Source organism: Streptosporangium sp. NPDC051023 (assembly GCF_040689595.1).
Classification (GTDB): domain Bacteria; phylum Actinomycetota; class Actinomycetes; order Streptosporangiales; family Streptosporangiaceae; genus Streptosporangium.
On sequence record NZ_JBFBCE010000007.1, the window covers coordinates 1 to 24,915 of the forward strand.

A 24,915-nucleotide genomic window follows, 5' to 3' on the forward strand; every position below is an offset into this window, starting at 1 on the left:
AGATCCTGATGCTCGTAGGCGGCCAGATCCGTGGCCCGCACCCGGCCGATCAACTCCCGGAAGGACGGACGGCCCGAAACATCGGTGCGCAGCACAAGCGTGTTGACGAAGAACCCGACCAGATCATCCAGCGCGTCGTCGGTGCGCCCGGCGATCGGCGTGCCGATCGGGATGTCGGTCCCCGCCCCCAGCCGGGACAGCAACGCGGCCACAGCGGCCTGCACCACCATGAACAACGTCGCCTGCGTCTGTCGGGCCAGGACCAGAAGCCCCTCGTGCAACTCCGGCGAGATGGCGAACGACAGATGGGCGCCGTCGTATCCGGCGCGCGCCGGTCGGGGCCGGTCGACAGGCAGTTCGAGCTGGTCGGGAATGCCGTCCAGGGCCGCCGACCAATAGGCGAGCTGCTGGGCCGCCAGACTCCCCGCGTCCCGCTCATCCCCCAGCAGGTCACGCTGCCACAGCGCGTAGTCGGCGTACTGCACCGGCAACGGCGACCACACGGGCGCCCGCCCCGCGCAGCGGGCGGCGTAGGCCTGGGACAGGTCGCGGAGGAGAACTCCCGTCGACCAGCCGTCGGAGGTGATGTGGTGCATCACGATGACCAGTACGTGTTCCACCGGGCTGATCCGCAGCAGCCGTCCCCGGATCGGCAGCTCGCTGGCCAGGTCGAACGGCCGGTGCGCCGCCTCCGACAACGCCTCCCCCAGCCCCTCCTCGGTAACATCGGCCACCTCGAGCACCGGACCGTCCTCGACCACCCGCTGATACGGCAACCCGTCAACCGCGGGGAAAACCGTCCGCAGACTCTCGTGCCTGGCCACCACATCACCGACCGCCGCACCCAGCGCCCCGGCATCGAGAACACCACGCAACCGCAGACTCATCGGCACGTTGTAGGTCGCGCTCGGCCCCTCCCACTCATGCAGGAACCACAACCGCCGCTGCGCGAACGACAACGGCACCAGCTCAGGCCGGACAGCCGCGTGCAGCCGCGTGTGCCGGGCCTGGTCGAGACCGGCGGCGGCCGCGATCCCGGCGACGGTCGGCGACTGGAACAGCTCCCGCACACTGAGCTCGACACCCAGCGACGAACGAATCCGCGAGATCAGCCGCGTCGCCAGCAGCGAATGCCCACCCAGATCGAAGAAGCCGTCGTCGATCCCCACCCGCGCCACACCCAGCACCTCGGCGAACAACCCACACAGGATCTCCTCCCGCGGAGTACGCGGCCCCCGGCCCCCGACCTCTCTCTCGAAGACCGGCGCCGGAAGCGCCCGCCGGTCCAGCTTGCCGTTCGGCGTCAACGGCAACGCCTCCAGGATCACGAACACCGACGGCACCATGTACTCCGGCAACACCGCGGCCACCGCGGCCCGCACCGCCTCTGTCTCCGCCTCACCGACCAGATACCCCACGAGGCGATGGCCGCCCGACGTGTCGGTGCCGACCGTGACGGCGGTGTCGACCACTCCTGGCACGTTCCGCAGCGCGGTCTCGACCTCGCCGAGTTCGACCCGGAAGCCGCGCACCTTGACCTGGTCGTCGGCCCGGCCGACGAACTCGAGCACCCCGTCGGGCCGCCACCGCGCCAGATCCCCGGTCCGGTACATGCGTGAACCTGCCGCGCCGTACGGGTTGGCCACGAACCGTCCCGCGCTCATCCCGGGACGGCGAACGTATCCGTGCGCCAGACCGCCACCCGCCACGTACAGCTCGCCCACGACCCCGATGGGGACGACACCCAGGTTCCCGTCCAGCACCAGGGCGCTCTTGCCCGCCAGCGGTCCGCCGACCGAGATGGACGGGCGTCCCCTGTCGGCATCGGTGATCCGGTAGTACGTGGTGAACCCCATGCTCTCCACGGGACCGTAGCCGTTGAGCAGGACCAGGCCGGGAAAGTCCCTGAGCGCCCTGCGGACGTGCGCGACCGACGCGACATCGCCCGCGGTCATCGCGATGCGCAGCGAGCCGAACACCTCGGGCCGTTCGTCGAGCAGCGCGTTGAACAGGCCCGCCGACAGTTGCAGCACGGTCACGCCGTGCCCGGCGACCATGGCCGCGATCTCGGCCAGGTCGGTCCGCCGCCCCTGCGGCAGCACGCAGGTCCCGCCGTGCAGCAGCGCGCCGAACACCTCGAGCGCGAACGCGTCCCACGAGACCGGCGACGACTGCAACCACACCTGGCCGGGGCCGAAGTCCACGTACTCCTGGCCGAGGAACGTTGTGGCCAGTGCCCTGTGCGGCGCGGCCACCCCCTTCGGCCTGCCGGTCGAGCCCGAGGTGAACATGACGCACGCCACGTCGTCGGGGCGGACGGCGACGCCGGGGCCCGCGACGGGCGGCATGTCCAAGGCGTCGTCGGCGAACAGCGGCGTGGCGTCGAGAGCCGTGCCGTTCCTGAGTTCCCTGGTGGTGACGACGACGTCGGCGGAGACGTCGCGGAGGACGAGCGACAGCCGCTCCGCGGGGAAGGCCGGGTCGAGCAGGGTGTAGGCCGCTCCGGTCTTCAGCACGCCGAGCAGCGCGGCGATCAGGCCGACGCCGCGTTCCAGGTGCACGCCGACCACCGTCCCCGGCCGGACCCCCGCCTCCGTCAAAGCCAGGGCGAGGCGACCGGCCAGGGCGTCCAGTTCCGAGTAGCTGACCCGCCGTTCTCCCGAGACCAGGGCTACGGCGTCCGGGGTCGCGTACGCCTGCCGTTCGAACAGCGTGTGGACGCCCTCGTCGGCCGGATGCCCGGGGGCGCCCTCGCCCAGGCCGAGCATGTGCCGCCGCTCCGCGGTGGTGAGCAGGTCGATGTCGCCGATCCGCCGGTCGGCGGGCGAGTGCACGAGCGAGCGCAGGAAGGTCAGGAAGTTGCGTTCCTGCGCGGCGAACTCATCGGCGTCGCACGCGTCGGGGCTGGCGTCGAAGTCGACCCGGAGCCCGTCGTCGCCGGTCCTGCCGTCCACCACGACCTGCACATCCTCGACGCGTCCGCTCATGAAGTGGTGGAGGGTGGTCTCCCGCTCACCGAACCGTGTGTTCTGCCTGAACCGCATGATGTTGATCAGGGCGCCGAAGAACATCGTCCTGCCGCCCGGCAGCGACAGGTTCCTGCGCAGGTCCTCGACGCGGTAGCGCTGGTGCTCCAGCACGTCGCGGACCTCGTCTCCCACCCGCGAGACCAGCTCCCGCAGGCTCAGCTCCGGCCGTACGGTGACCCGGAACGGCACGACCTTGGACATCATGCACGGCACGGTCAGCGCCGTCGCGGTGGCGCGACCGGTCACCGGCAGGCTCATCACCACGTCCTCGGTCCCCGTGACGCGATGCAGGTACGCCGCCATGGCCGCGACGAGGAGCCGGGACCACTTCACGCCCAGTTCCCGCGCCAGGGCGATCATCCTGTCGAGGTCGGCTTCCGGCAGGTGGTGGGTGTTGCGCAGGATCCTGGTCGTGCCCTCCGTCGAGGGACGCCCGAGTGTGACGGGGACGGGGTGCCCGGCCAGCCGCTCGCGCCAGAAGTCGCGGTCCCTGACGATCTCGTCGGACTCCAGGTAGCCGAGTTCCTCCTCCAGCAGCTCTGTCAGCGTCCCGAACGGGGTCGCCGAGCTGTACACGGCCTGCTCGTCACGTTCCATGGCCGTGTACAGCTCGGCGACCCGCCGGACGAACAGCGAGTGGCCGAACCCGTCCATGATCAGGTGGTGCATGCGCCAGTACCAGAGGTAACGATCATCGGCGACCTTGAAGAGCACCTCGTTGAACAGGACGTCCCTGCCGATGTCGACCGCGCATTCCATGTCGGCGCGCATCCACTCCTCGGCCGTCGCGAGCGGGTCCCGCCGGTCGCTCAGGTCGACGGTCGCGAAGGGCAGCGGGCGGTCAGGAACGACCGTCTGGTACGGCTCGCCGTTCTCGTCGACGCCGAACCGCACGTTCAGCGCGTCCGTCTCCCGCACCGCCCGTCGCAACGCCGATTCGAACAGGGCGGGGTCGATGCGCCCGTGGATCTCCAGATACTCGCCCCAGTTCATCAGCTCGTTCGACGAACCCAGCTGACCGGCGAACCAGATCCCCCATTGCGCGGTCGACAGCGGAAGGCGCGTCATTTCGTACTCCATCCGTCCGGTCAGTGGTGAGCTGCTTGAGGTATGAGGTAACGGTCAGTGGTTGAGCTGTTCGAGGTAGGCGTAACAGCTGGGGAGCTCCTCGATCAGGCGCTCGACCCGCCCGGGGACGGCCTCCAGGGTCGCGAGGGCGGCGGAGGCGTCGGCGTGCGCCAGGGCGGGAAGCGGCCTGACCGGTTGGGCGCCGAGGCCGATCAGCATGATCCGCCACGAGTACGGCTCGAACCCGTGGAAGTGCGGGTAGACGCTCGTGGCGTCGGGCAGCGCAGACCGCCACCGTTCGAGCCGCTGTTGCAGGCCGGGCGGCAGCGCCCGCGTCTTGGTCGCCTTCCAGTAGGGCGTGTCGTCCCTGCTCGCGGCCCGGTAGTGCAGCGTCAGGAACTCCCGGACGCCGTCCATCACCTCGGCGACGCTGTCGTTGTAGGAGTCGATGATCCCCTGGTCCCAGGTCTCGTCGGGGAAGCTCCTGATGAGCCGCTCGACGCCGTGCTGGATGAAGAAGATCCCCGTCGACTCGAGCGGCTCGACGAAGCCGCTGGACAGCCCGATGGCCACGCAGTTACGCACCCAGGACCTGCGGTTGCGGCCGATCCGCATCCTGATGTGGTTCGCCTCAAGCTCGGGCCGGTCCGGCGCGGCGAAGGCCCGCAGGGTGGCCTCCGCCGTCTCCGGCGAGCAGAACTCATCCGAGTAGACGTATCCGGTGCCTATGCGGTCGAACAGGGGAATCGTCCAGATCCACCCGGAGTCCATCGCGGTCGCCGTGGTGTACGGGGCGATGCCGTGCGTGGCGGTGTCCCGCGGCACCCTGAGCGCGACGGCGCGGTTGTTCGGCAGCATGTCCTCGAAGGACAGGAACTCCTCGCCGAGCACACCGTTGATCAGCATCCCGCGGAAACCGGTGCAGTCCACGAACAGGTCGCCGTGGACCTCACCGTGCTCCTTGGTCACCAGATGGCTGATCCAGCCCCGCTCGTCCTGCCTGATCTCCACCACGTGGTCCCGCACGTGGTTGACGCCCCTGCCGGTCCCGAGGCCGGTCAGGAACAGGGCCAGCCGCGCGGCGTCGAAGTGGTAGGCGTAGGGGAACTGGGAGGCCTCGCCCGTCGTCCCGGTGAGCAGCGACCCGTCGAGGCGGCGTGGTGAGCGCCGCGCGTCGCAGACCGCCGGGATGACCAGGCAGCGCTGGCTGAACTCGTCGACCTTGCCGTCCAGGTGCAGCCACCAGTCGGCGAGGTCGAAGTCGCCGCAGACGGGCAGCCGCTCGAACGGGTGGTAGAAGTGCGTGCCGGGCGCTCGCCAGTTCTCGAACCTGATGGCCAGCTTGTAGCTGGCCGAGCAGTGCGGCATCCATTCGCGCTCCTCGACCCCGATGTAGGAGAAGAAGTGGCGGATCGTGCTGAACGTCGCCTCGCCGACGCCGATCGTGGGGATCTGCGGTGACTCGACGACCGTCACCGACAGCGAGTCGCCGAACGCCTGGTTGAGGTAGGTGGCCGTCATCCAGCCGGCCGTCCCGCCGCCGACGATGACAACGTTGCGGATCATTGCGAATCTCCAAATCCTGACGAGGACGACGGCTGGTCCAGCCATGAGGCGTACCGGCGCTGGCCGTACAGCAGCGGGGCGATCTCCAGGGTGCGGGTGATGCAGGAGACCTTGCCGAGCACCACGATGTGGTCGCCTATCGCCTGCCTGTCGGCCAGTTCGCAGTCGGCGACCATGTGCGTGGCCAGTGGCAGGTGCGGGCCGCCGCATCCGGTCGGCAGGGCCCAGTCCACCCTGGCGAACCGGTCGGGCACGCCCGAGGCGAACAGCTCTGCGGTCGACCTGGCGTCGCGGTGCAGCAGGTTGACCGCGAACGTGCCCGCGCTGAGCACCGCGGCCAGTGTCGGGCTGCCCTCCCGCAGGCAGACGATCAGGGTGGGCGGGGACAGGGTGACGCTGCACAGGGAGGTGCACGTCATGCCCCAGGGCCGCCCGTGCGCGGCGAGCGCGGTGACGATCGCGACGCCGGTCGGGAACTCGGTCATGAAGGGACGGAGGTCGACGTCCGTGCCTCCGCCGGATGCGTGCGTCATGTCGCCCCCGATCCCGCGGTCGCCCACACGTCCTCGAGCCCGAGGCGGCCCGGCGCGTACTTGCCCAGTGCGCTGATCAGCAGCCGCATCTCAAGGGCCAGGCACTCGACCAGGTTGACCAGGCCGTCCTGTGGCGCCTCGTCGACGGCGAGCAACGCGGCCCTGCCCAGCCCCACCGCGGTCGCTCCCAGGGCGAGGCACTTCACCGCCCTGCTCCCCTCCCACATCCGGCCCGAGGCCAGCACGCACGACGAGTGCGGCCCGATCCGCGCCAGGCACTCGCCCAGTGGCAGGCCGACGTGCTGCAGGAAGGAGAGCGGCGCCCATCCCGTGCCCGCCTCCGCGCCGTCGACGGTCACCGCGTCGGCACCCGCCGACCACGCCGTCATCGCCGCGTCCCGCACGTCCCGCACCGGGGGCAGCTTCACCCACACTCGCGCGCGCGGGTAGTTGTTGCGCATCAGGCGGATCTGCTGGCGCAGGATCTCCTCGGTGAACGTGCCGGGGCTGCTGCTCCGCAGCAGGGCGGCGCCTGTGCCCAGGGCGGTGTCGATGACGTAGCGGCCGGCCACCCGGGCCGCGTCGGCCGCGTCCAGCACGGTCATGCCGCCGAGCCCCGGTTTGGCGCCCTGGCCCGTCTTCAGCTCGAACGCCATCCGGCCGGAGACGAGCAGGTCCTGCGTCGCGGGGTCGCTGTAGAGGAGGTTCCACACCTCGGAGTCGGCGTCCTCGGTGTTCTGCTGGACGACCACTCCGCCGTGCTTGCCGCGCAGCTCCGCGACGTAGGCCTCGATCCTGGGCAGCAGGGTCGCCGCGGGGGCGGGGCCGGGGCCGGTGGGGCGGCATCCGTTGACCGAGCCGACGTTCTCGCCGACGACCAGCGGCAGGCCGAGACGGGCCGCCTGTCTGATCGTGGCCAGGCCGAGCTCTGAGCTGGCCACCTCGGTCGAGCCGAGCGCGGAGACGAAAACCGGCAGCGGCGAGGGCAGCCCGCCGATCACGGTGTCCAGCACGACATCGCCGTACGTCGGCTCCCTGCCGAGTTCGACCAGCTTCGCCAGGCGCTCGGGCATGAAGATCGGCGGCGCCAGGCGGGCGTTGTCGAGCGGATCGGACGACGCGACGGGCGGGGCGGGCGCGGCGCCGAAGACCGTGTGCCCGTAGTCGGCGCCCGGCGGGAAGGCGCCCGCGGCGCCGTTCCTGGCCCTGGCCCGGATCTCCTCCTCGGGGAAGCCGGGGGCACGCAGACCGCTCACGGCGAGATCACCCCGGCCAGCTTCGGGTAGGCGGTGGTCTGCCACACGTGGCTCAGGCCCGTGATGTAGCGGGTGAGCCGTTCGAGACCGAGACCGAACCCCGCGCTCGGCCTGATTCCCTCCCTGGCCAGGTCCAGGTACCAGGTGTACTTCGCCGGGTTCTCGCCGGTCTCCCGCATCCGGGTCACCAGCGTGGCGTACTCGAACTCCCGCTCGCTGCCGCTGGACAGCTCGCCATATCCTTCGGGGGCGATGAGGTCGAAGTTGCGCAGCACCCCGCTCCGGGTGCGGCTCTCCCTGTCGTAGAAGCCCCGTGACCCCTTGGGGTAGTCGACGACGAAGAACGGGCGGCTCGCCTTGTGCGACAGCACCCGCTCGCCCGACCAGGTGATCTCGGAGTCGCGGCTCTGCGCGTGCCCCATGGCGGCGAGCTCGGCGATCGCCTCGGCGTGGGTGATCCGGTCGAACGGCTGCTCGAGCAGTTCGGTGAACGCGCCCGTGTCGCGTCCCAGCGTCTCCAGGTCCCCGGCCACGGTCCGCATGACGGTTCCGATCACGTGCACGACCAGCGCCTGCGCGAGCTCCATCGCGTCCTCGCGCGAGGCCTCGGCCACCTCGACGTCGATCTGGTGGAACTCCACCAGATGCCGTCCCGTCGACGCCGTCTCCGGAGGTTCGAGCCGGACGTTCGGCGCGACGCAGAAGATTCGGTCGAAAGTGAGCAGGGACGCCTGTTTGTACAGGATGGCGCTGGACATCAGCTTGAATCGCTGGCCGTAGTAGTCGATGTCCACCTGTTTGGCCCCGCGCACCCCCGGATCGGTCACCGGCCCGATGATCGGGGCCTGCAGCTCGACGAAGTCCCTCGCGGCCAGGAACTCGCGGACCGCGGCCAGGACGCCCTGGCGCACCCGCAGCGCCGCACGCGTGCCGGGGGACGACAGGTGTTCGCGCAGGGGGCCCGGAAGCCGGGCTTCTCCCTGGTCTCCGCCGGATCTCTCTGTGGTCACCGCCGTACCTCCCATCCGGCCCCGGCCCCGGGCGCCTCGACCGGCTCCTGATCGAATCCGTCGAATCTCCTGCGCACCCGGCTCAGGCAGTCGAGTAGTTCGGCGGCTCCCAGGTGCCCGCCGGAGTCATGACGCGGCACGGCCACGGGCAGCCTGCCGGTGTCGCGCCACTGCAGCCGGTCGTCGCTGTCGAGGTAGCTGCTGGCCTGTCCGGCGTTGTCCGGATGCAGGCAGTACGGAATGTCGAGGTAGCCCTTGTGGAAGGCCTGCTCCATCGCCTTCCCGACATCGCCGTCGAGACCGAGGACGGCCTCGACGATGGCCAGGGCCTCGGCGTGGATGCCGGTTTCCGTGACCTCCTCCGAGCCCTTTCCCTCCGCGGCGGCCTCCCTGGCCGCGTGTTCGAGGGCCGCGACGTTCTCCGTGATCGTCGGGATTCGCGCCGACTCTGCGGCGGTCTTCACGATCAGCCGTTCGGCACCCGCCCTGACCGCGAGTCTCGCGGCCTCGGCGAGCAACGCGGCAGCCCCGGCGACAGTTCTGGGATAAACCCCCATGTACGCATACAGCACGACATGCCAGTCCACATCCGGCAGGAACCTGGCCGCGAGCCGCCGCAGGGCGTGCAGCGCCTCCTCGTCCTGCCCCTGGCTGACCTGCTGCGCATAGCTCAGCGAGACGCTGCGCAGGCCGTTCTGCCGGAAGAACATCCCCTCAAGCAGGCTGACCGCGACGAGCAGTCCCGGCGGGCAGAGCTGTCCGAGCATGCAGCCCCCGAACGTCTCCAGGTGCGGCTCCTGACCGGACTCACGCGCGCTCGCGAGCAGCTCACAGCAGCGCTGCCAGCTCCGCCTCGACTCCGCGAGCGGCACGCGGCCGTACGGCAGGCAGTAGGAGACCGGTCCCCCCTCCGACGCGGTCAGCCCGAGGTCGCACAGCCTCCTGAAGATCAGCTCGGGGGCGGGCGAACCGTGCCTGACCTGGACGGGGAACGTCTCGTCGACTATCCCGGCGAGCATCGCCCCGGTCGTGCCCGTGTCATGGGCCACGATGGGATACCCGTTGAGGTCTGCACCGGCCGCCAGCGCGCGCCCGGCCGCGCCGTGGTCGCCCAGTCTCGTGTAACTGTCCAGCGTGATCGTGCCCACCGTGGTGGCCGAGGCCCGTTTCGTCGCGGTCAGCCCGGCCCGCATGCGCTCGGGGCTGCCGAACCCCATCCGGGGCTGCACCACCAACCGGCCGGCCGCCCTCGCGTCCGCGACGAACCGTCCGAACGCCCGCGCGCTCATCGGCTCACCCGAGCCGCCACGGAGTCGATGTACGCTCCAAAGAGCGCCACGTCCACCTCGTCGTCCCCGAACACCGCGGTGAATCCGGCCTCGAGCAGCGCCTGGACCCCCTCGGGGCCGCTGTCGCCCGCGACTCCGAGCTTGCCGCCGATCACGATGGGGACGTCCCGCAGCGCGGGCTCCCCGCGGAGCAGCCGTACCACCCTGGCCCCGTCCGTCAGGCCGTGACCGTTGACCGTGCTCATGACGATCAGGTCGGTGGGCGTGCCGACCGCCGTACGCACCAGGAGGTCATCAGGCACGCAGGGCCCCAGATTACGCACCTCGTGGCCCGACTCCTCGATAAGAAGCTGCATGTAAACCAAGTTCCAGGTGTGCGAATCAGATGATGTGCCGGTCAGCAAGACATTGAGCCGCAATGAACCAATCGCTCGCCCGATGTGAGCCTCCCCTGGTAATTCAGGTTTTACTCTGAGCAGGCTCAGACGCTACTTCCAGCCGCTTGGCGTGGTAGGCAGTTTCATGCGGCAGAATTCAGGCAGTTACCCGTGAGGCTCGGGAAGTCCCGGTGTTTATGACACGATGAGCGAAATCGACGCCGCCATGGGACGGGGTAATGGAGTCTGATCAGGCAGAGGCCGCGCGCTACTTCCCACTTCTCTGGTTCGGCCAGGGCGCCAGCAAGTTCGGCACCGCCATCACCACCGTCGTCATGCCGCTGGCCGCGATCACCGTGCTCAACACCGGCACGTTCCTCGTGACCGTGATCGAGGCGTCCGTGTGGCTGCCATGGCTGCTCATCGGCCTGCCCGCAGGAGTGTGGGTCGATCGCCTGCCCAGGCGCAGGACCATGCTCGTGTGCGATCTCATCTCGGCGTTCACCCTCGCCACGGTGCCGCTCGCGGCCTGGGCGGGCCTGCTGACCATCGCGCACCTGATCGCCGTCGCTCTTCTCCTGGGCACGGTCGCCGTCTTCTTCTCAACGGCGAGCCAGGCCTTCCTGCCGAACATCGTGCCCAAAGACCGGCTGCCGGGGGCGAACGCGAAACTGCAGGGGACAGAAGCCGGGGCGCAAATCCTCGGCCCTGCGGCCGGCGGCCTTGTCGCGCAATTGTTCGGCGCCGTGACCGGCCTTCTCATCGACGCGGCGACCTTTCTGATCTCGGCGCTCTGCCTACGCGGGATTCGCGCCGAAGAACATCATTTATTCGCCCGCGAAAAACGCGAAACGACATTCCGCGCCGAGATAGCGACCGGCCTGCGCTTCGTGCTCGGTGATCCCTACCTGCGCGTGTTCACCGTTCACGCCGGGGCGTCGAACCTCGCCGCCAGCGCCCTGCAGGCCATTCTCATCGTGTTCCTGGTCCGCACCGTCGGCCTGTCCCAGGGTGTGGTCGGCGTGGTCGTCGGCGCCGCGGGCGTCGGCGGCGTCTTCGGCGCGCTCGTCGTCACCAGGCTCGCCGACCGCGTCGGCTCGGCCAGGACCATCCTGCTCCTCGAACTCTGCGCCACCCCCCTCGCACTGCTCATCCCGCTGACCACCCCGGGCCTCGGCCTGCTCTACCTGATGGTCGGCGGCCTGACGGTCAGCGTCGCCATCGTCGCCAGCAACGTGCTCATCGGCAGCTTCACCCAGTCGTACTGTCCCCCGCAGCTGCTGGGACGCGTCTCGGCCAGCCTGCATTTCGTGAACTTCAGCACACTGCCGTTGGGGGCGCTGATGGGCGGCCTCCTCGCGGAGCTCACCGGGCTCAGGACGACCATGTGGGTGGTCACCTCACTCGCCGTCGCGAGCAGTTTCATCCTGCTGGCGGGACCGATACGGAAGGACCGGTCCCTGCCGGCCCGGACGGCGCTGGACGCCGTCTCCTGAACCCGGGGCACGAGATCGTACTCCGCTTGACCTGCTCCACCGCCTCTTCACGGTCTCAGTCCTGCCACAGGCCCTGGCAGGTCAGGACGGTGTTGTCCGTCCCTGTGACGGCTCAGGTCTGCGCCAGGTAGCCGGCGAGGGTGCCGCGGCTACGTTGAAGGCCGTCGATACGCTGGTCCATGACCGCCAACTCCCGGTCCATGATGGCCCGCAGGTCCGCGCACCAGTCGAATTCCGGCTGATCGCCCCGGGTGCACGGCAACACCACCCGGATCACCTCGGTGGACAGGCCCGCGTTCAGCAAGGCGCGAACCTTCCGCACGGTGATCACCGAGTCCTCGTCGTAGCTGCGGTAGCCGTTCGAATCACGCCTGGAGTCAAGCAATCCCTGCGCCCCGTAGTACCGCAGCAGCCGCGAACTGACTCCGGTACGCCGGGACAACTCCCCGATCAGCATGTGACCCGTCCTGCCCGAGGTTGACCTTCCAACCGATGTGAAGCCCTAACGTCGCGCCGTGAGCAAACATTTCGTGCACATCGTCCGCGGTACCGGCGCCAGGCCGCCGCTCGCGCACGGTGGTGGCAGCGGCGCCGACGACTTCGGCATGACCATCGATGACCTCGCCCGCACGCGATCGACGATCGCGCCGGGACGCGGAAATCGCCGCGTCCCGGTCCGGATCTCTGGAGTGTGGCGATAAATGTCAACCGGCCTGACCCCGAGTGAAGAGCGGCCGGGAGGCGACGCCCTGGCGGCACCGGCGGTCCGGAAGGATCCCCTGGGCTGGTCGGCGCGGTCATGGATCGCGCTTCTCATCTGCAGCGGGGTGATCCTGCTCGACGGGCTCGACGTCTCGATGATCGCTGTGGCGATTCCGGAAATCCAGCATGAGTTCGGGATGGGCGCAGCCACCGCGCAGTGGTTGGCGGGCGCCTACATTCTGGCGTTCGGCGGTTTCCTGTTACTGGGCGGACGATGCGCCGACCTGTTCGGCCGGCGGCGGGTGCTGGTGATCGCCATGGCCGTTTTCGCGCTTGTGTCGCTGCTCGGCACATTCGCCGACGACGCGGTCCTGCTGATCGTCTCACGCTTCGTCAAAGGCGTGGCCGCGGCTTTCACCGCACCGGCGGCCATGTCGGTGCTGACCACGACCTTTCCCGAAGGCCCGCACCGGAACAAGGCGTTCGGGATCTTCAACGTCTTCGAAGCGTCGGGATACTCCTCCGGGCTGCTCGTGGGGGGCCTGCTCGCGGCGCTGAACTGGCGAGCCGTCTTCTTTCTGCCGATCCCGATCGCCGTACTGATCCTGATGGCCGCGTTGCGCTTCCTGCCGCCGGATCCGCCGCGCGCCGAGCGGTCGCGGATCGACATCGGCGGCGCCGCGACCCTGCTCGCCGGGATGCTGCTGCTCGTCTTCACGGTGTCCTCCGCGGCGGATGCGGGCTGGACGTCGCCTCGGACGATAGGCGGATTCGCCCTGTCCGGGCTGTCGCTCGTCGCCTTCATCGTGATCGAGCGCACCGTGCGGGAACCGCTGATCCGGCTGGGCATACTCCGCGACCGGAGCTTGGTGGCCGCCAACGTCAGCATTGCCCTTCTGTACGGCGGCGCCATGGGCTTTCAGTTCCTGCTCGCCCTGTACCTGCAGAACCTGAACGGTTGGCGGCCGTGGCAGATGGCGTTGGTGCTGCTGCCCGCGGGACTCATGGTGGTCGTCATCGGGCCCAGACTCGGGGCTCTGATGACCAGGTTCGGCGTGACCAGGGTGCTGCTGGCCGGACTCGTGTCATTCGTTCCGTGTTACCTGTTGATGCTTCGCATCGGCCCTGATCCGGACCTGTGGACGGTGTTGTTGCCCGCATCGCTGTTGTGGGGCCTGGGCTTCGCGCTCAGCATCTCGGCGCTGATGGTCGCCGGCACCAGCGGGGTGGCCGACCACGAGCAAGGACTCGCCGCCGGGCTGCTCAACAGCTCACTGCAGGTTGGCGGCGCCTGCGGCCTCGCGGTCGTCACCGCGGCGATCGTGCCCGGCACGCGGCTGGCCGAGCTCTATCCGGGAGTGGCGGTCATCCTGGCGTTCGCGGTCCTGACGCTGCTGGCGCAGCTGCGACGCGGACAGAGGTGACCACGGCGAGCGAAGACCCCCTCGCGGCCGCGCTCATCCCCCTGGCGCCGGCAGGCCCGCAGCCCGTGACAGCGCAGAAAATCGGAAGTCCCCGACTCCCCTACTGGGAACAGGCTCATGTTCCCAGAGTGCTCCTCAACTGCCTCCGCGACGTCACATCGAGCTTTCTGAACACCTTGCGCAGGTGGTATTCCACGGTGCTCGAGCTGATGAACAGTTCGGCGGCGATCTCCTGATTAGTGCTGCCGGCCGCGGCCAGCCGCGCCACGCGTAGTTCCTGTGGTGTGAGGCCGCGCGGGGTGCCGCTATCGCGTGTTCGGGCGTGCTCGCCGGTGGCGGCCAGTTCGATACGGGCTCGTTCCGCGAAGGCGGCGGCTCCCATGCCGGCGAACAGTTCGTGGGCGGCCCGTAAGTGCTCTCTGGCCTCACCGCGGCGTTGGTGGCGTCGAAGCCACTCGCCGTGGAGCAAGTGGGTGCGCGCCCTTTCTGGAGCGAGTGGGGTGGCGGCCAGGAGCTCGTGCGCGCGACCGTAGAACCGTTCGTCACCCGTGACCAGGGCGCGGCTGCGGGCCAGCACGCCCAGCGCCCAAGGGGTGGCGCTCGCTTCCGCCCGCTCGCTCAACCGCGAGAGGGCGCGCTCCGCGCCTTCGATGTCGTCGTTGCGCACGGCCGCCTCCACCAGATCGGGCAGCACGCCGCCGCCGTAGTGGGGCGGATCGCCGGCGTAGATCACCTCGGCGGCGGCCTGGGCCTGGGCGTAGCGGCGGTGACCGAGCTCCAGCAGCACCAGGGCGGTCCTGGCGAACTGCACCTGCAGCCCGCCCGGCCGCTCGGCATCGGGGCCCGCCTGCAGTTCCACAGCGGCCAAGGTCCGTTCGCGATCGCCGCGCCAAGCGTGCAGCATGACATCACTCGACCCCGCGAAGCGCAGGTCGGCGCCGATCGCGGCGGCGACGTCCATGAACTCGGCGAAGTGCGCCTCGGCGGCGGCGAAGCGACCGCAGAACAGGGCATGCGTGGCGGAACCGTGCGCTCCGGCCTGGAGCATCCGCAGAGCTCCCTGTCTGCGGGCAGCGGTGGAGAAGCGCCGGGAACTTGCACCGAGGGCGTCGATGTCCCACAGGTCGAGTGCCAGGACCGCGCCCAGCAGGAACCAGCGGGACGCGTCGCTCCGCTCGTCGGCGGCCCGCATGGCGCGCACTCCCCACCTCATCAGCGGCACCGCCTCGGCGTAGCCGACCGAGATGAGGGTGGCGTGGGCGGCCAGCAGCAGGTCGGGGACGGTCGGCTCGTCCGGTACGGCCGGCATCGCCGCCATCGCCGCTCCGGCCACCTGCTTCGCGCTCATCCCCGGACCGATCCTGGCCACGACGATCGCCGCGTCCATGGCCTCAAGCAAGGTGTCGTGCCCCGCGCGCGGATCCAGCTCGGTCAGCGCCTGAGCCGCTCGGAGGAGGAGCCCCACCGCGCCCTTCCGGCCCAGCATGACGTTGAGGAAGCCGCGCAGGCGCATCGTGAGGGCGTCGAGAAGGGCCACGCCGAGATCCGGGGTGAGCAGTTCCAGCAGTTCCTCCGCCCGATGCGGCGCGCCAGCCGTCAAGGCTGCGGCACAGGCCGCGAGCAGTCTGCCGTCGCGCTGTGGACCGGGCGGGGTCAACTCGGCGGCGCGCTGCAGGAAGGCCGCCTGCGCCAGGTGACCGCCGCGCTCGCGAGCACGAGCGGCTCCGGCCTCCAGCTGGATCGCGACCTCCTCATCGGGGCCGTCCGCCGCGGCGGCCAGATGCCAGGCGTACCGATCCGCGTCGCCCGCCTGATCGGTCGCCTCGGCCAGCACCGCGTGGACCTGCCTGCGCCGGGAGGAGGCGGCTCCGCCGTACACAGCGGAGCGGATCAGTGGATGGCGGAAGCGGGCGCCGGACGTCAGCAGGTCGGCGTGCTCGGCGTTTTCGAGAGCGGTGTCGATCTCGGCCGGGGAGGCGCCCGACAGTCGCGCCGCCGCCTGCCTCAACAGGACCTGGTCGCCGGTGGCGTCGGCGGCGGCGATCAGCAGAAGCTGCTGGGTGAGTGTGTCGAGGCCCTCGACCTGGCGTAGGAACCGCTCCTTCAGCCTGCGGTCCAGCGACAGCGGTTCGCCGAACACGGGGGCGACGGCCTCTCCCCTGGTCAGGCTCCGGCCCAGTTCGAGGATCGCCAGCGGATTGCCATCGGTCTCCGCTATGCGCCGGGCGGCGATCACGCGGTCGATGCCGGTGTCCAGGCATGTTCGCAGCAGATCCAGGGCCTCGTCATCGGACAGGCCGGACAGCCGGAGTTCCGGCAACCCGGCCAGGCTGGCCCGGGCTGGGTCGCCCTCACGTACGCCGAACAGCATGACGATCCTGTCGGCATGCAGGCGGCGGGCGACGAAGGCCAGCACCTCCAGTGACTCGCGATCCATCCACTGGGCGTCGTCGCAGACCACCAGCACCGGAGTGGTCGCGGCGGCCTCCGCGAGCAGGGTCAGAGCGGCGAGACCGACCAGGAAGCGATCGGGCGGAGGGGCGTGCAGGAGGCCGAACGCGGTTTCCAACGCATCGCGCTGCGGTCCGGGCAGACGCCCGCGACGGCCAAGGAACGGCAGCAGGAGGCGATGCAGGCCCGCGAATCCGAGTTCTTGCTCGGCTTCCACCCCCGCGATACGGCTCACCCACAGGCCATCCGCGGTCGTGGCGGCCTGCTCGATCAGCGCGGTTTTGCCGATGCCCGCCGGTCCGCTGATGACCAGCGTCCCGCTCATGCCTGTTCTGGCCCGGGTCAGTAAGCCGGCGAGCTCGGCGGTTTCGGCCTGTCTGCCGCACAGAACCATGGGCAAAGACTAAGGGGTCGTTCCGTTGACTGGGGCTTTTCAAGGATTCGACCGACCTGGCCGCAGATGGATGGTTCCAGGGAAGATATTTCCCACGATCCGGAGCACGATGATGACCAAACCCGTCCTGGAGGGCGCGGCGCAGGCGTTCGCCGATGCGACCGCCAACCCGCCCTACTTGTTCCAGCTCCCTGTCGAGGAGGGCCGTAAGGCCGTCGACGCGGCCCAGTCACCGGAGGCCGAGGTTCCCGGCACCACCCGTGAGACGGTAGGGAACCTGACGATCTTCCGACCGGGCGATGCCTCCGGGCGCCTGCCGGTGATTCTCTACATCCACGGCGCCGGATGGGTGTTCGGTGACGATCACACCCACGGCCGACTGGCCCGCGAACTCGCCGCCGGCACCGGCGCGGCCGTCGTCTTCGTCAACTACAGCCGCTCGCCGGAAGCCCGTTATCCGGTCGCGAACCAGGAGAACCGGGCCGCGCTCGACTGGGTGCTGCGCGAGGGGACCGCCCACGACCTGGACCCGTCGCGGATCGCCGTCGCGGGAGACTCGGTCGGCGGCAACATGGCCGCCGCGCTCGCGCTGACCGCCCGGGAGCATCTCACGGCGCAGGTGCTGTTCTACCCGGTGACCGATGCGAGCTTCGACACCCCGTCCTACCATCAGTTCGCCACCGGCTACTTCCTGCGCCGCGACGGCATGCAGTGGTTCTGGGACCAGTACACGACCGACCCCGCCCAGCGAGCGGAGATCACCGCCTCGCCGCTGCGCGCCACCACCGAGCAGCTCAAGGGACTGCCACCCGCCCTGGTGATCACGGCGGAGGCCGATGTGCTGCGCGACGAAGGCGAAGCGTACGCCGACAAGCTCCGCGAGGCCGGGGTGCCGGTGATCGCGGTCCGCTACCAGGGCATCATCCACGACTTCGTCATGCTCAACGCGCTGCGCGGCACCCACGCCGCCGAGGCTGCCATCAACCAGGCCGTCGCCTTCCTGAAGGGAGCACTGTCATGAGCCACGATCTGCAGCTCATCCAGCACGCCAACGCCACCGGCAAGATCCCGGTCGTCTTCGTTCACGGCCTGTGGTTGCTACCCTCCAGCTGGAACCGGTGGGCTCAGATCTTCGACGAGGCCGGATTCGCGCCCGTCACCCCCGGCTGGCCCGACGACCCGCACACCGTGGCCGAGGCCAAGGAGCACCCGGAGGTGTTCGCCGACAAGACCGTCGGCCAGGTCGCCGACCACTTCACCGGCCTGATCGGGAAGCTGGAGCGCAAGCCGGTCATCGTCGGCCACTCCTTCGGCGGCCTGCTCACCCAGATCCTCGCCGGACGCGGCCTGTCCTGTGTCAGCATCGCCATCGATCCGGCCCCCTTCCAGGGCGTGCTGCCGCTCCCGTTCTCCTCTCTGCGCGCGGCGGCTCCGGCGCTGACCAATCCGGCCAACATCCACCGCGCGGTGCCGCTGACCTACGACCAGTTCCGCTACGCCTTCGCCAATGCCGTCAGCGAGGAAGAGGCCCGCGAGCTGTACGACGGCTTCTGCGTCCCCGCTCCCGGCGCACCGCTGTTCCAGGCGGCCGTGGCCAACTTCAACCCGTGGAGTGAAACCAAGGTCGACAGCACCACCGCCGACCGCGGCCCACTGCTGATCATCTCCGGAGAGAAGGACCACACCGTCCCGTGGGCCATCGCCAACGCCTCCTACAACAAGCAGGCGCGCAACGAGCACCACATCACCGAGATCATCGAGATGCCCGGCCGTGGTCACTCTCTGACGATCGACAGCGGCTGGCGCGAGGTCTGCGACACCGCTCTCGCGTTCACCCGGCGCTTCATCTGACCGAAAGCCACAGTCTGGTCCAGAAGGTCACATCCGGACACCGGGATTGAACGCGGATCGCTCCCGGTGCTTGGATACGGATCATGGTCCTCAACGAGCTGCGCGACCTGCTCGACCGTCACGCTCGCCCCGATCTCAGCACTCCGCTGGAGGATGTGCTGATCTTCAGGGCGGAGCGGCCGCACCCGCCCGTGCCCACGACGTACGGCAAGGTGCTGGCCGTGGTCGCCCAGGGCACGAAACGGTTCGCGCTCGGGGAACGCGTCTACGAGTACCATGCCGGCCAGTACCTCGTGGCCTCGGTCGACCTGCCCGTGACCGCTCACTTCGCCGAAGCCAGCCCCGACCTGCCGGGGCTCGGCGTGGGGCTGGCCCTGCACCCGACCGCCGTGGCGGAGGTGCTGTTACAGGCGGGGCCGGGGGATCTGCCGGAGCTCGACGAGGGCGCTCCCCCGGGTCTGGCCGTCAGCACGGCCTCCGCCGAACTTCTGGACGCCGTCGTCCGTTTGGTGCGACTGCTCGACCGTCCACAGGATCGCGCCGTCCTGGCTCCCCTCATCAAGCGCGAGATCGTCTGGCGATTGGTCACGGGTGAGCAGGGCGCGATCATGAGGCAGTTCGGCCTGCCGGACAGCAGTCTCAGCCACATCGCGCGAGCCGTACGGTGGATTCGCGCTCATTACTCCCAGCCCTTCCGCGTCGAGGACGTCGCCAAGCTGGCGGGAATGAGCGAGTCGGCCTTCTACCGGAACTTCCATGCGGTGACGGGTATGAGCCCGATCCAGTTCCAGAAGCAGATCCGTCTTCAGCAGGCACGGCTTCAGCTTTCCGCGGCGCGGAGCGACATCGCCACCGTCAGCCGTCGGGTGGGCTATGACAGCCCTTCGCAGTTCAGCCGGGAGTATCGCCGCCAGTTCGGCGCCCCGCCCAGCCGGGACTCTCCTCCAGCACCCGGTCGAGGCGGAGCGGCAGGGCGCGCTGTCTGACGCCGGTGGCGTGCCAGACGGCGTTCGCGATGGCGGCAGCCGTACCGACGTTGCCGATCTCTCCCGCGCCCTTGACGCCCATCGGGATGCCGGGCTCGTGGTCAGGCACGAAGTCAGCCTCGATGTCGGGCACATCGGCGTGCGCGGCGATGTGATAGCCGGCGAAGTCGGCGTTGACGTGGCGGCCCGTTACCCGGTCGCGGAGGCCTTCCTCGTGCAGGGCCATGGACAGCCCGCCGATCATGCCGCCGATCACCTGGCTGCGGGCTGTGAGCGGGTTGACCACACGGCCGATGGCGTACATCCCGAGCAACCGGCGCACGCGTACCTCGCCGGTCGCCGGATCGACGCTCACCTCGGCGAAGACGGCGCTGAAGGTGTGCCGCTCCATCGACGGAAGGTCACCGAGCAGGTCCGTGGTGTCGACCGTGACGGTGCCGCCGCCCTGCTCACGCATCCTCGCTCCGGCCTCGGAGATCGCCCAGGTCCAGGAGGTGGTCCCGCGGGAGCCGCCCGCGCCCCAGGCGGGGCCGAGCGCGCTGTCGGAGATCCGCAGCCGGATCCGCTCGGTGCTCACCTCCAGCGCGTCGGCGGCGATCGCGGTCAGCGCGGTGCGGGCGCCCGTGCCGAGGTCGGTGGCGCCGACCGCCACCGTGAAGGCGCCGTCTGGCTCGGCCGTGATGGACGCCGACGACGGGAACGCCCCGGCGCTGAAGGACGTGGCGGCGAACCCGGTGCCGATCAGCAGATGCCCTTCCCGCCGCTGCCGGGGCCGGTGGTCACGGTCCGCCCAGCCGAACCGCCGAGCGCCCTCCTGGAGGCACGCGACCAGGTTGCGGCTGCTGAACGGCAGGCCGGACACGGGCCCGACCTCCGGCTCGTTGCGCAGACGCAGCTCAAGCGGATCCATGTCCAGCCGTTCCGCCAGCTCGTCCATGGCGCATTCGAGCGCGAACGAGCCGGGCGCGGTGCCCGGGCCGCGCATCGAGCACGGCGGCAGGATGTCGAGCGGAACCGCGCTGAGACTGGTCCGGATCGCGGGCGCCGCGTAGAGCGTCTTGGTCAGCTCCGTGCATCCTTCGATGAACTCCGCCAGCGGTGAGATCTCGAAGGCCGACTCGTGCCAGACGGCCCGCAGCCGCCCGTCGACGTCGGCGCCGATCCGGATCACCTGATCGGTGGCCGGCCGCATCCCGGTCGAAAGGAACACCTGGGTACGGCTCAGCGTGACCCTGACGGGCCGCCCGAAACGCTGGGCGGCCATGGCGGCCAGGATCAGCTGCGGTCCGCACAGGCCCTTGGACCCGAAACCGCCACCGATGTGCTCGGTCCGGACGCGCACCCGGTCCGGCGGCATCGAGAACAGCGTGGCCAGGACACCTGCGACGGTGAAAGGCCCCTGGTTGGAGTCGATCGCCTCCAGCCGCCCGTCCTCCCACCACGCGGTCGCCGAGTGCGGCTCCATGGCGCTGTGATGCTCCTCCGGCGTGCGGTAGCGCTCCTCGACCACCACCGCCGACGCGGCCAGCTCGGCTTCGACGTCGCCGATGTCGACGGGTCCGTCGAAGAAGGTCACCGCGGGGCGACGGGCCGGGTGGTCGGCGGTGAACCGGGTGTCGTGCGGTTCCGTGTCGTAGGTGACCGGCAGCGCCGCGGCCGCGGCCTGTGCCTGCTCCAGGGTCTCGGCGACCACCAGTGCGACCGGCCGACCGGCGAACGGGACGACCTCGTCCTGCAGGAGTTGGAGCTGTCCGTCCGGCCCGAAGAAGCCCGGCGCCTTCGGGTTGAGGCGGGGAGCGTTGCGGTGGTCCAGCACGCCCAGCACGCCGGGCATGTCCTGAACGGCCGAGACGTCGATGTCGCGGACGCGCCCGCGTGTCACGGTGGCCAGGACGGCCGCGCCGAAGGCCAGGTCTTCCATCGGCACGTCGGCCGCGTAGCGCGCGGCCCCGGTGACCTTGTCCGGTCCCTCCACTCGCGGCCGGGCGACGCCTACGGCGGTCATGCGCGCACCTCACTCAGGGCGGAGACGATGAGATTGCGGGCGAGCGTCAGCTTGTAGCCGTTGCCGGGCAGCGGCTCGGCGGCGGCCAGTTCGGCCTCGGCGGCGGCGTGGAACTCTCCCGGGTGCTCCAGCAGGACGGCCTCGGCGCGCCGGGCACGCCAGGGGCGCGAGGCCACCCCGCCGAGCGCGATCCGCGCGGAGCCGTCGTCGAGACTCGCGGCGATGGAGACGGTGGCGAAGGCGTAGGACGCCCGCTCGCGAACCTTCCGGTACCGCGAGCGGGGATAGGAGTCCCGGAGACTGACGGCGGTGATCAGCGCCCCGGGCGGGAGCGTGGTCTCCACGTGCGGGGTGTCCCCGACCGGTGGGTAGAACTCCGCCAGCGGGATCTCGCCGGGCCCGTCCAGCGTCTCGAAGCGCACGACCGCGTCGAACGCCAGCAGCGCCACGGCCATGTCCGAGGGGTGGGTCGCCACGCAGCTCTCGCTCCAGCCGAGGATGGCATGGTTGTGGTGCTCTCCCCCGAGCGCAGGGCATCCGGTGCCCGGCGCCCGTTTGTTGCACTCCTGCGTGGCGAAGTAGGCGCATCTGGTTCGCTGCAGCAGGTTGCCGCCCACCGTGGCCATGTTGCGCAGTTGGCCGGACGCGCCGGCCAGCACAGCCTGGCTCAGCGCGGGGAAGCGCCGCCGTACTCGCGGGTGAGCCGCGAGGTCGCTGTTGGTCGTGGTGGCCCCGATGACCAGTTCGTCCGCTGTCTCGCTGATCCCTGCCAGCGGCAGGAAACGCACGTCCACCAGCCGGGTGGGCGTCTCGACGCCGGCCTTCATCAGGTCGACGAGGTTCGTGCCGCCGCCCAGGTAGCGGGCTCCCTCGCCCGCTGCGGCCAGCGCTTCGCGGACGTCAGCCGCCCGGTGGTAGGCGAACTCCCTCACTCGGCCACCTCCAGTACGGCACGCACGATCGACGGATACGCTCCGCATCGGCACAGGTTGCCGCTCATCCGTTCCCGCACCTCGGCGGCGTCCAGCTCGGGCGCGGGGCCGGCCACGTCGGCGGTGACCGCGCTCGGCCAGCCCTGAGCGTGCTCGGCCAGCATGCCGACGGCCGAGCAGAGCTGCCCGGCGGTGCAGTAGCCGCATTGGAAGCCGTCCAGGCGGATGAACGCCTCCTGCAGCGGCGTCAGCTCGCCATCGCGGGTCAGGCCCTCCACCGTCGTGATCTCGAACCCCTCGGCGGCGACCGCCAGCGTCAGGCACGAGACGACCCGCCTGCCGCCGATCAGCACGGTGCACGCGCCGCACTGCCCGTGGTCGCAGCCCTTCTTCGGCCCGGTGTGGCCGAGCCCCTCGCGCAAGGCGTCCAGCAGGGTCGTGCGGTTGTCGACGGCCAGCCGGTGTGCCGCGTCGTTGACGCGCAGCGTGATCTCGCCGCGGTGCTCGTTCGTCATCATGTCTCCTCCACCAGCAGGGAATCAGTCATCCGGGGCCGGGAACGAGTCTGGAAACTCGCGCGTCCTCGCCCGTTCCTGCTCGCCGCGTCCCGGCGGGTCTCCACCATGATCATCAGAGTCAGGACGGCGATCACCCCGGTCGGACCGGCGAGGGGCGGCAGCATGGCGGCGACCGGCGCGATCGCCAGGAGAGTGGCTGCCGCGACCAGGTGCGAGCGGCTGAACACGTGGTGGATCCCGAGCCGGAACAGCAGATGACCGAGGAGATAGAGCGCGGCACCGCCGTACAGGGCGAGCGAAGAGAAGGCGCCCAGCGGCTCCGTGTCACCGGCGTGGGCGACCACTCCCTCGAGGCCCAGCGCGGTGAGCACGATCCCGGCGATGATCGGGAAATGCCCGTAGGTGTATGCCTGCACCGCCAGGCGAACCCGGCCCTCCCCGCGCAGACGGCGGGCCGCCGCACGTGACACCACGTCGAAGTACGACCACCACAGGCACACCGCGACGGCGATCCCCTGGATGGCCGCGAGCAGGAGGGCGGCGCTCATGGGCTGGCCCGCGGCACCCGTCCCGACGGCCACGATCGACTCGCCGATGGCGACGATCATGAACAGTCCGTGCCGCTCTGTCAGATGGGACGGGCTGCGCAGCCGCCAGTGGCCGTGCCGGGTGGTCAGGTAGACGCCCACCCAGTCGACCACCAGCGCCACGGCGAACAGCACCGACTGCGCCCAACCCCCGAGCAGCGCCCCGGACATCAGCAGCGCGGCGCTCGCCGCCAGAGGCAGCCAGGTGACGGCCACCTGGCGTCGCAGGCCGGGATCGCCCTGTGCGGCCACGGCGTAGATCGCGAGGTGCACCCACCGCACCAGGAGATAGGCCACGACCAGCACCAGCGAGCCCGATCCGCCGCTCCACGCGTCCGGGATGGCCAGGGCGAGCACGAACATCGCCGCCATGGCCACGACCATCCCGGCTCGTGTCACACCCTCGTCGGCGCGGGAGTGGTTGCCCAGCCACGTGTAACCCGACCAGGTGCCCCACAACAACGCCAGGGTCATCAGTCCCTGGAGCACGCCCTCGGCATCGCCCTCCCGGGCCATGTGCCCGGTGATCTGCGTGATCGCGAAGACGTAGACGAGGTCGAAGAACAGCTCGAAGGGCGTGGCCCGATGATCCCGGCCCGTCTGGCTGGCCTTGCCCCGCAGAGTGCTCATGGCCGGGGCCGCCGGCAGATGTGGGCGAGGGCGGGCGGGAGGTCGGCCCACACGGTCCGGCTGAGGAGGACCTTCTCGAACCACTCGACCAGTGAGCGCCGCAGCCTCCGGGCCGGAGGCGTCCATCGCGTGTAGGTGCAGGCGAAAGTGGTGAACGCGCCGCCCGGAGCGAGGGTGCCGGTGACCGCCTCGAGAAGGTCCCGCTGCGTGCTCGCGGCGAACGCCGTCCAGGGCAGCGCGCTCACGATCACATCGGCCTGGTGGTGGCCGCGTTCGGCCAGCAGGTCGCGCAGCTCCGGATCGAGGCCTGGGCGGGCGATCGGGGCGTTCACAGGACGGCCTTGCCGCCGACGGGCACCTCGTCGAGATAGGTCGGCTCACCGGCCAGCAGCGGCTGCAGCTTCACCACCAGCTTCTGGGCGGGCTCGGTGGCGAAGAACGCGGCATGCGCCTCGGCGCTGACCCAGCCCTCGGTCACATGGACGGTGTCCGGATCGGCGGCCGAACGGCCGACCAGGAACACGACGCAGTCGTCGTGTGCCAGGGACGGCGCGTTCAGCAACTCGTCGATCAGCACGTCGCCCTTGCCTGGGCGGGCTTTCATGATGGCGTGGAAGCCATGGCCGATGGTCACGAGGGTCACTCCTCAGCTCGTGCGGGCTTGTCGAAGCCCACTTTCGGTCCGGCTGCGCCGTGCCACATCGGTCATCCGACTCCGCGGGCGGTCGGCATGCGGCGGCTGACGGCATTAGGTCGAATGACTGATGCGCCTCAGCGCCGCAGTGCCGATCATCGAAGCGTGAGCAGCCCG

Annotated in this window: 21 protein-coding genes; 6 read left to right on the forward strand and 15 right to left on the reverse strand. The window is 70.1% G+C overall.

Annotated features, from left to right (window positions below):
- From AB0395_RS06300 to AB0395_RS06330, 7 genes are all read right to left on the reverse strand, one after another.
- Nucleotides 1–4,097 (reverse strand): amino acid adenylation domain-containing protein (locus AB0395_RS06300; RefSeq protein WP_366277593.1); only part of this gene is annotated, 4,097 nt, incomplete at its 3' end.
- Between the two features lie 54 nt (nt 4,098–4,151).
- Nucleotides 4,152–5,663 carry a tryptophan halogenase family protein gene (locus tag AB0395_RS06305; RefSeq protein WP_366277595.1) on the reverse strand — a complete coding sequence of 504 codons (1,512 nt, stop codon included), beginning with the start codon at nt 5,661–5,663 and terminating at the stop codon, nt 4,152–4,154.
- A complete protein-coding gene (locus tag AB0395_RS06310; protein ID WP_366277596.1) occupies nt 5,660–6,196 on the reverse strand; it encodes a flavin reductase family protein in 537 nt (178 codons plus the stop codon). The genes AB0395_RS06305 and AB0395_RS06310 overlap by 4 nt, the downstream gene beginning before the upstream one ends.
- A complete protein-coding gene (locus tag AB0395_RS06315) occupies nt 6,193–7,452 on the reverse strand; it encodes a glutamate synthase-related protein (protein WP_366277598.1) in 1,260 nt (419 codons plus the stop codon). Before AB0395_RS06315 ends, AB0395_RS06310 begins: the two co-directional genes overlap by 4 nt.
- Entirely contained in the window at nt 7,449–8,462 is a 1,014-nt protein-coding gene (locus AB0395_RS06320) for an asparagine synthetase A (RefSeq protein ID WP_366277600.1), read from the reverse strand. The genes AB0395_RS06315 and AB0395_RS06320 overlap by 4 nt, the downstream gene beginning before the upstream one ends.
- The gene (locus AB0395_RS06325) at nt 8,459–9,751 is read right to left on the reverse strand and encodes a methylaspartate mutase (RefSeq protein WP_366277601.1); all 1,293 of its coding nucleotides are present in this window, start codon (nt 9,749–9,751) and stop codon (nt 8,459–8,461) included. The genes AB0395_RS06320 and AB0395_RS06325 overlap by 4 nt, the downstream gene beginning before the upstream one ends.
- Nucleotides 9,748–10,170, reverse strand: a complete 423-nt coding sequence (locus AB0395_RS06330) for a cobalamin-dependent protein (RefSeq protein WP_366277603.1) — start codon at nt 10,168–10,170, stop codon at nt 9,748–9,750. Before AB0395_RS06330 ends, AB0395_RS06325 begins: the two co-directional genes overlap by 4 nt.
- 197 nt (nt 10,171–10,367) lie before the next feature.
- Between AB0395_RS06330 and AB0395_RS06335 the strand changes: the two genes are divergently transcribed.
- On the forward strand, nt 10,368–11,624 hold the full coding sequence (locus AB0395_RS06335; protein WP_366277605.1) for an MFS transporter: 1,257 nt from the start codon (nt 10,368–10,370) through the stop codon (nt 11,622–11,624).
- A gap of 112 nt (nt 11,625–11,736) precedes the next feature.
- Here AB0395_RS06335 and AB0395_RS06340 read toward each other — a convergent pair whose 3' ends face one another.
- On the reverse strand, nt 11,737–12,081 hold the full coding sequence (locus AB0395_RS06340; RefSeq protein ID WP_366277607.1) for a MerR family transcriptional regulator: 345 nt from the start codon (nt 12,079–12,081) through the stop codon (nt 11,737–11,739).
- 58 nt (nt 12,082–12,139) lie between these two features.
- Between AB0395_RS06340 and AB0395_RS06345 the strand changes: the two genes are divergently transcribed.
- A complete protein-coding gene (locus tag AB0395_RS06345; RefSeq protein WP_366277608.1) occupies nt 12,140–12,325 on the forward strand; it encodes a hypothetical protein in 186 nt (61 codons plus the stop codon).
- Nucleotides 12,326–13,750, forward strand: a complete 1,425-nt coding sequence (locus AB0395_RS06350; RefSeq protein WP_366277609.1) for an MFS transporter — start codon at nt 12,326–12,328, stop codon at nt 13,748–13,750.
- A gap of 115 nt (nt 13,751–13,865) precedes the next feature.
- Here the strand turns inward: AB0395_RS06350 and AB0395_RS06355 are convergent, their stop codons facing one another.
- The gene (locus AB0395_RS06355; RefSeq protein ID WP_366277611.1) at nt 13,866–16,595 is read right to left on the reverse strand and encodes an AAA family ATPase; all 2,730 of its coding nucleotides are present in this window, start codon (nt 16,593–16,595) and stop codon (nt 13,866–13,868) included.
- Between the two features lie 112 nt (nt 16,596–16,707).
- Between AB0395_RS06355 and AB0395_RS06360 the strand changes: the two genes are divergently transcribed.
- The 3 genes from AB0395_RS06360 (at nt 16,708) to AB0395_RS06370 (ending at nt 19,432) form a co-directional block, all read left to right on the forward strand.
- Nucleotides 16,708–17,616 carry an alpha/beta hydrolase gene (locus tag AB0395_RS06360; protein WP_366277854.1) on the forward strand — a complete coding sequence of 303 codons (909 nt, stop codon included), beginning with the start codon at nt 16,708–16,710 and terminating at the stop codon, nt 17,614–17,616.
- Nucleotides 17,613–18,446, forward strand: a complete 834-nt coding sequence (locus AB0395_RS06365) for an alpha/beta hydrolase (protein ID WP_366277613.1) — start codon at nt 17,613–17,615, stop codon at nt 18,444–18,446. The genes AB0395_RS06360 and AB0395_RS06365 overlap by 4 nt, the downstream gene beginning before the upstream one ends.
- An 83-nt stretch (nt 18,447–18,529) precedes the next feature.
- Nucleotides 18,530–19,432, forward strand: a complete 903-nt coding sequence (locus AB0395_RS06370; RefSeq protein ID WP_366277615.1) for an AraC family transcriptional regulator — start codon at nt 18,530–18,532, stop codon at nt 19,430–19,432.
- Here AB0395_RS06370 and AB0395_RS06375 read toward each other — a convergent pair.
- From AB0395_RS06375 to AB0395_RS06400, 6 genes are read right to left on the reverse strand one after another with little or no spacing between them, the layout of a single operon-like run.
- Nucleotides 19,338–21,437, reverse strand: coding sequence for a xanthine dehydrogenase family protein molybdopterin-binding subunit (locus tag AB0395_RS06375; protein WP_366277617.1), 2,100 nt, complete (start codon nt 21,435–21,437; stop codon nt 19,338–19,340). The genes AB0395_RS06370 and AB0395_RS06375 overlap by 95 nt on opposite strands.
- Complete coding sequence (locus AB0395_RS06380; protein ID WP_366277618.1) at nt 21,434–22,369, reverse strand: xanthine dehydrogenase family protein subunit M; 936 nt, start codon at nt 22,367–22,369, stop codon at nt 21,434–21,436. Before AB0395_RS06380 ends, AB0395_RS06375 begins: the two co-directional genes overlap by 4 nt.
- Nucleotides 22,366–22,884 carry a 2Fe-2S iron-sulfur cluster-binding protein gene (locus tag AB0395_RS06385; protein ID WP_366277856.1) on the reverse strand — a complete coding sequence of 173 codons (519 nt, stop codon included), beginning with the start codon at nt 22,882–22,884 and terminating at the stop codon, nt 22,366–22,368. Before AB0395_RS06385 ends, AB0395_RS06380 begins: the two co-directional genes overlap by 4 nt.
- Nucleotides 22,884–24,104 carry a low temperature requirement protein A gene (locus AB0395_RS06390; protein WP_366277620.1) on the reverse strand — a complete coding sequence of 407 codons (1,221 nt, stop codon included), beginning with the start codon at nt 24,102–24,104 and terminating at the stop codon, nt 22,884–22,886. Before AB0395_RS06390 ends, AB0395_RS06385 begins: the two co-directional genes overlap by 1 nt.
- Nucleotides 24,101–24,436 (reverse strand): hypothetical protein, encoded by a 336-nt coding sequence (locus AB0395_RS06395; protein WP_366277622.1) that lies wholly within the window; start codon nt 24,434–24,436, stop codon nt 24,101–24,103. The genes AB0395_RS06390 and AB0395_RS06395 overlap by 4 nt, the downstream gene beginning before the upstream one ends.
- Nucleotides 24,433–24,738: an antibiotic biosynthesis monooxygenase gene (locus AB0395_RS06400; RefSeq protein ID WP_366277624.1), complete on the reverse strand. Its 306-nt coding sequence runs from the start codon at nt 24,736–24,738 to the stop codon at nt 24,433–24,435. Before AB0395_RS06400 ends, AB0395_RS06395 begins: the two co-directional genes overlap by 4 nt.
- Nucleotides 24,739–24,915: the final 177 nt, after the last annotated feature.

What these genes read in the sequence shown, in the direction of transcription:
- AB0395_RS06370 (WP_366277615.1), top strand. Translation starts at nt 18,530, where the DNA reads ATGGTCCTCAACGAGCTGCGCGACCTGCTCGACCGTCACGCTCGCCCC.
- AB0395_RS06365 (WP_366277613.1), top strand. Translation starts at nt 17,613, where the DNA reads ATGAGCCACGATCTGCAGCTCATCCAGCACGCCAACGCCACCGGCAAG.
- AB0395_RS06390 (WP_366277620.1), bottom strand. Translation starts at nt 24,104, where the DNA reads ATGAGCACTCTGCGGGGCAAGGCCAGCCAGACGGGCCGGGATCATCGG.
- AB0395_RS06325 (WP_366277601.1), bottom strand. Translation starts at nt 9,751, where the DNA reads ATGAGCGCGCGGGCGTTCGGACGGTTCGTCGCGGACGCGAGGGCGGCC.
- AB0395_RS06360 (WP_366277854.1), top strand. Translation starts at nt 16,708, where the DNA reads ATGACCAAACCCGTCCTGGAGGGCGCGGCGCAGGCGTTCGCCGATGCG.
- AB0395_RS06375 (WP_366277617.1), bottom strand. Translation starts at nt 21,437, where the DNA reads ATGACCGCCGTAGGCGTCGCCCGGCCGCGAGTGGAGGGACCGGACAAG.
- AB0395_RS06335 (WP_366277605.1), top strand. Translation starts at nt 10,368, where the DNA reads ATGGAGTCTGATCAGGCAGAGGCCGCGCGCTACTTCCCACTTCTCTGG.
- AB0395_RS06340 (WP_366277607.1), bottom strand. Translation starts at nt 12,081, where the DNA reads ATGCTGATCGGGGAGTTGTCCCGGCGTACCGGAGTCAGTTCGCGGCTG.
- AB0395_RS06350 (WP_366277609.1), top strand. Translation starts at nt 12,326, where the DNA reads ATGTCAACCGGCCTGACCCCGAGTGAAGAGCGGCCGGGAGGCGACGCC.
- AB0395_RS06355 (WP_366277611.1), bottom strand. Translation starts at nt 16,595, where the DNA reads ATGGTTCTGTGCGGCAGACAGGCCGAAACCGCCGAGCTCGCCGGCTTA.
- AB0395_RS06310 (WP_366277596.1), bottom strand. Translation starts at nt 6,196, where the DNA reads ATGACGCACGCATCCGGCGGAGGCACGGACGTCGACCTCCGTCCCTTC.
- AB0395_RS06385 (WP_366277856.1), bottom strand. Translation starts at nt 22,884, where the DNA reads ATGACGAACGAGCACCGCGGCGAGATCACGCTGCGCGTCAACGACGCG.
- AB0395_RS06305 (WP_366277595.1), bottom strand. Translation starts at nt 5,663, where the DNA reads ATGATCCGCAACGTTGTCATCGTCGGCGGCGGGACGGCCGGCTGGATG.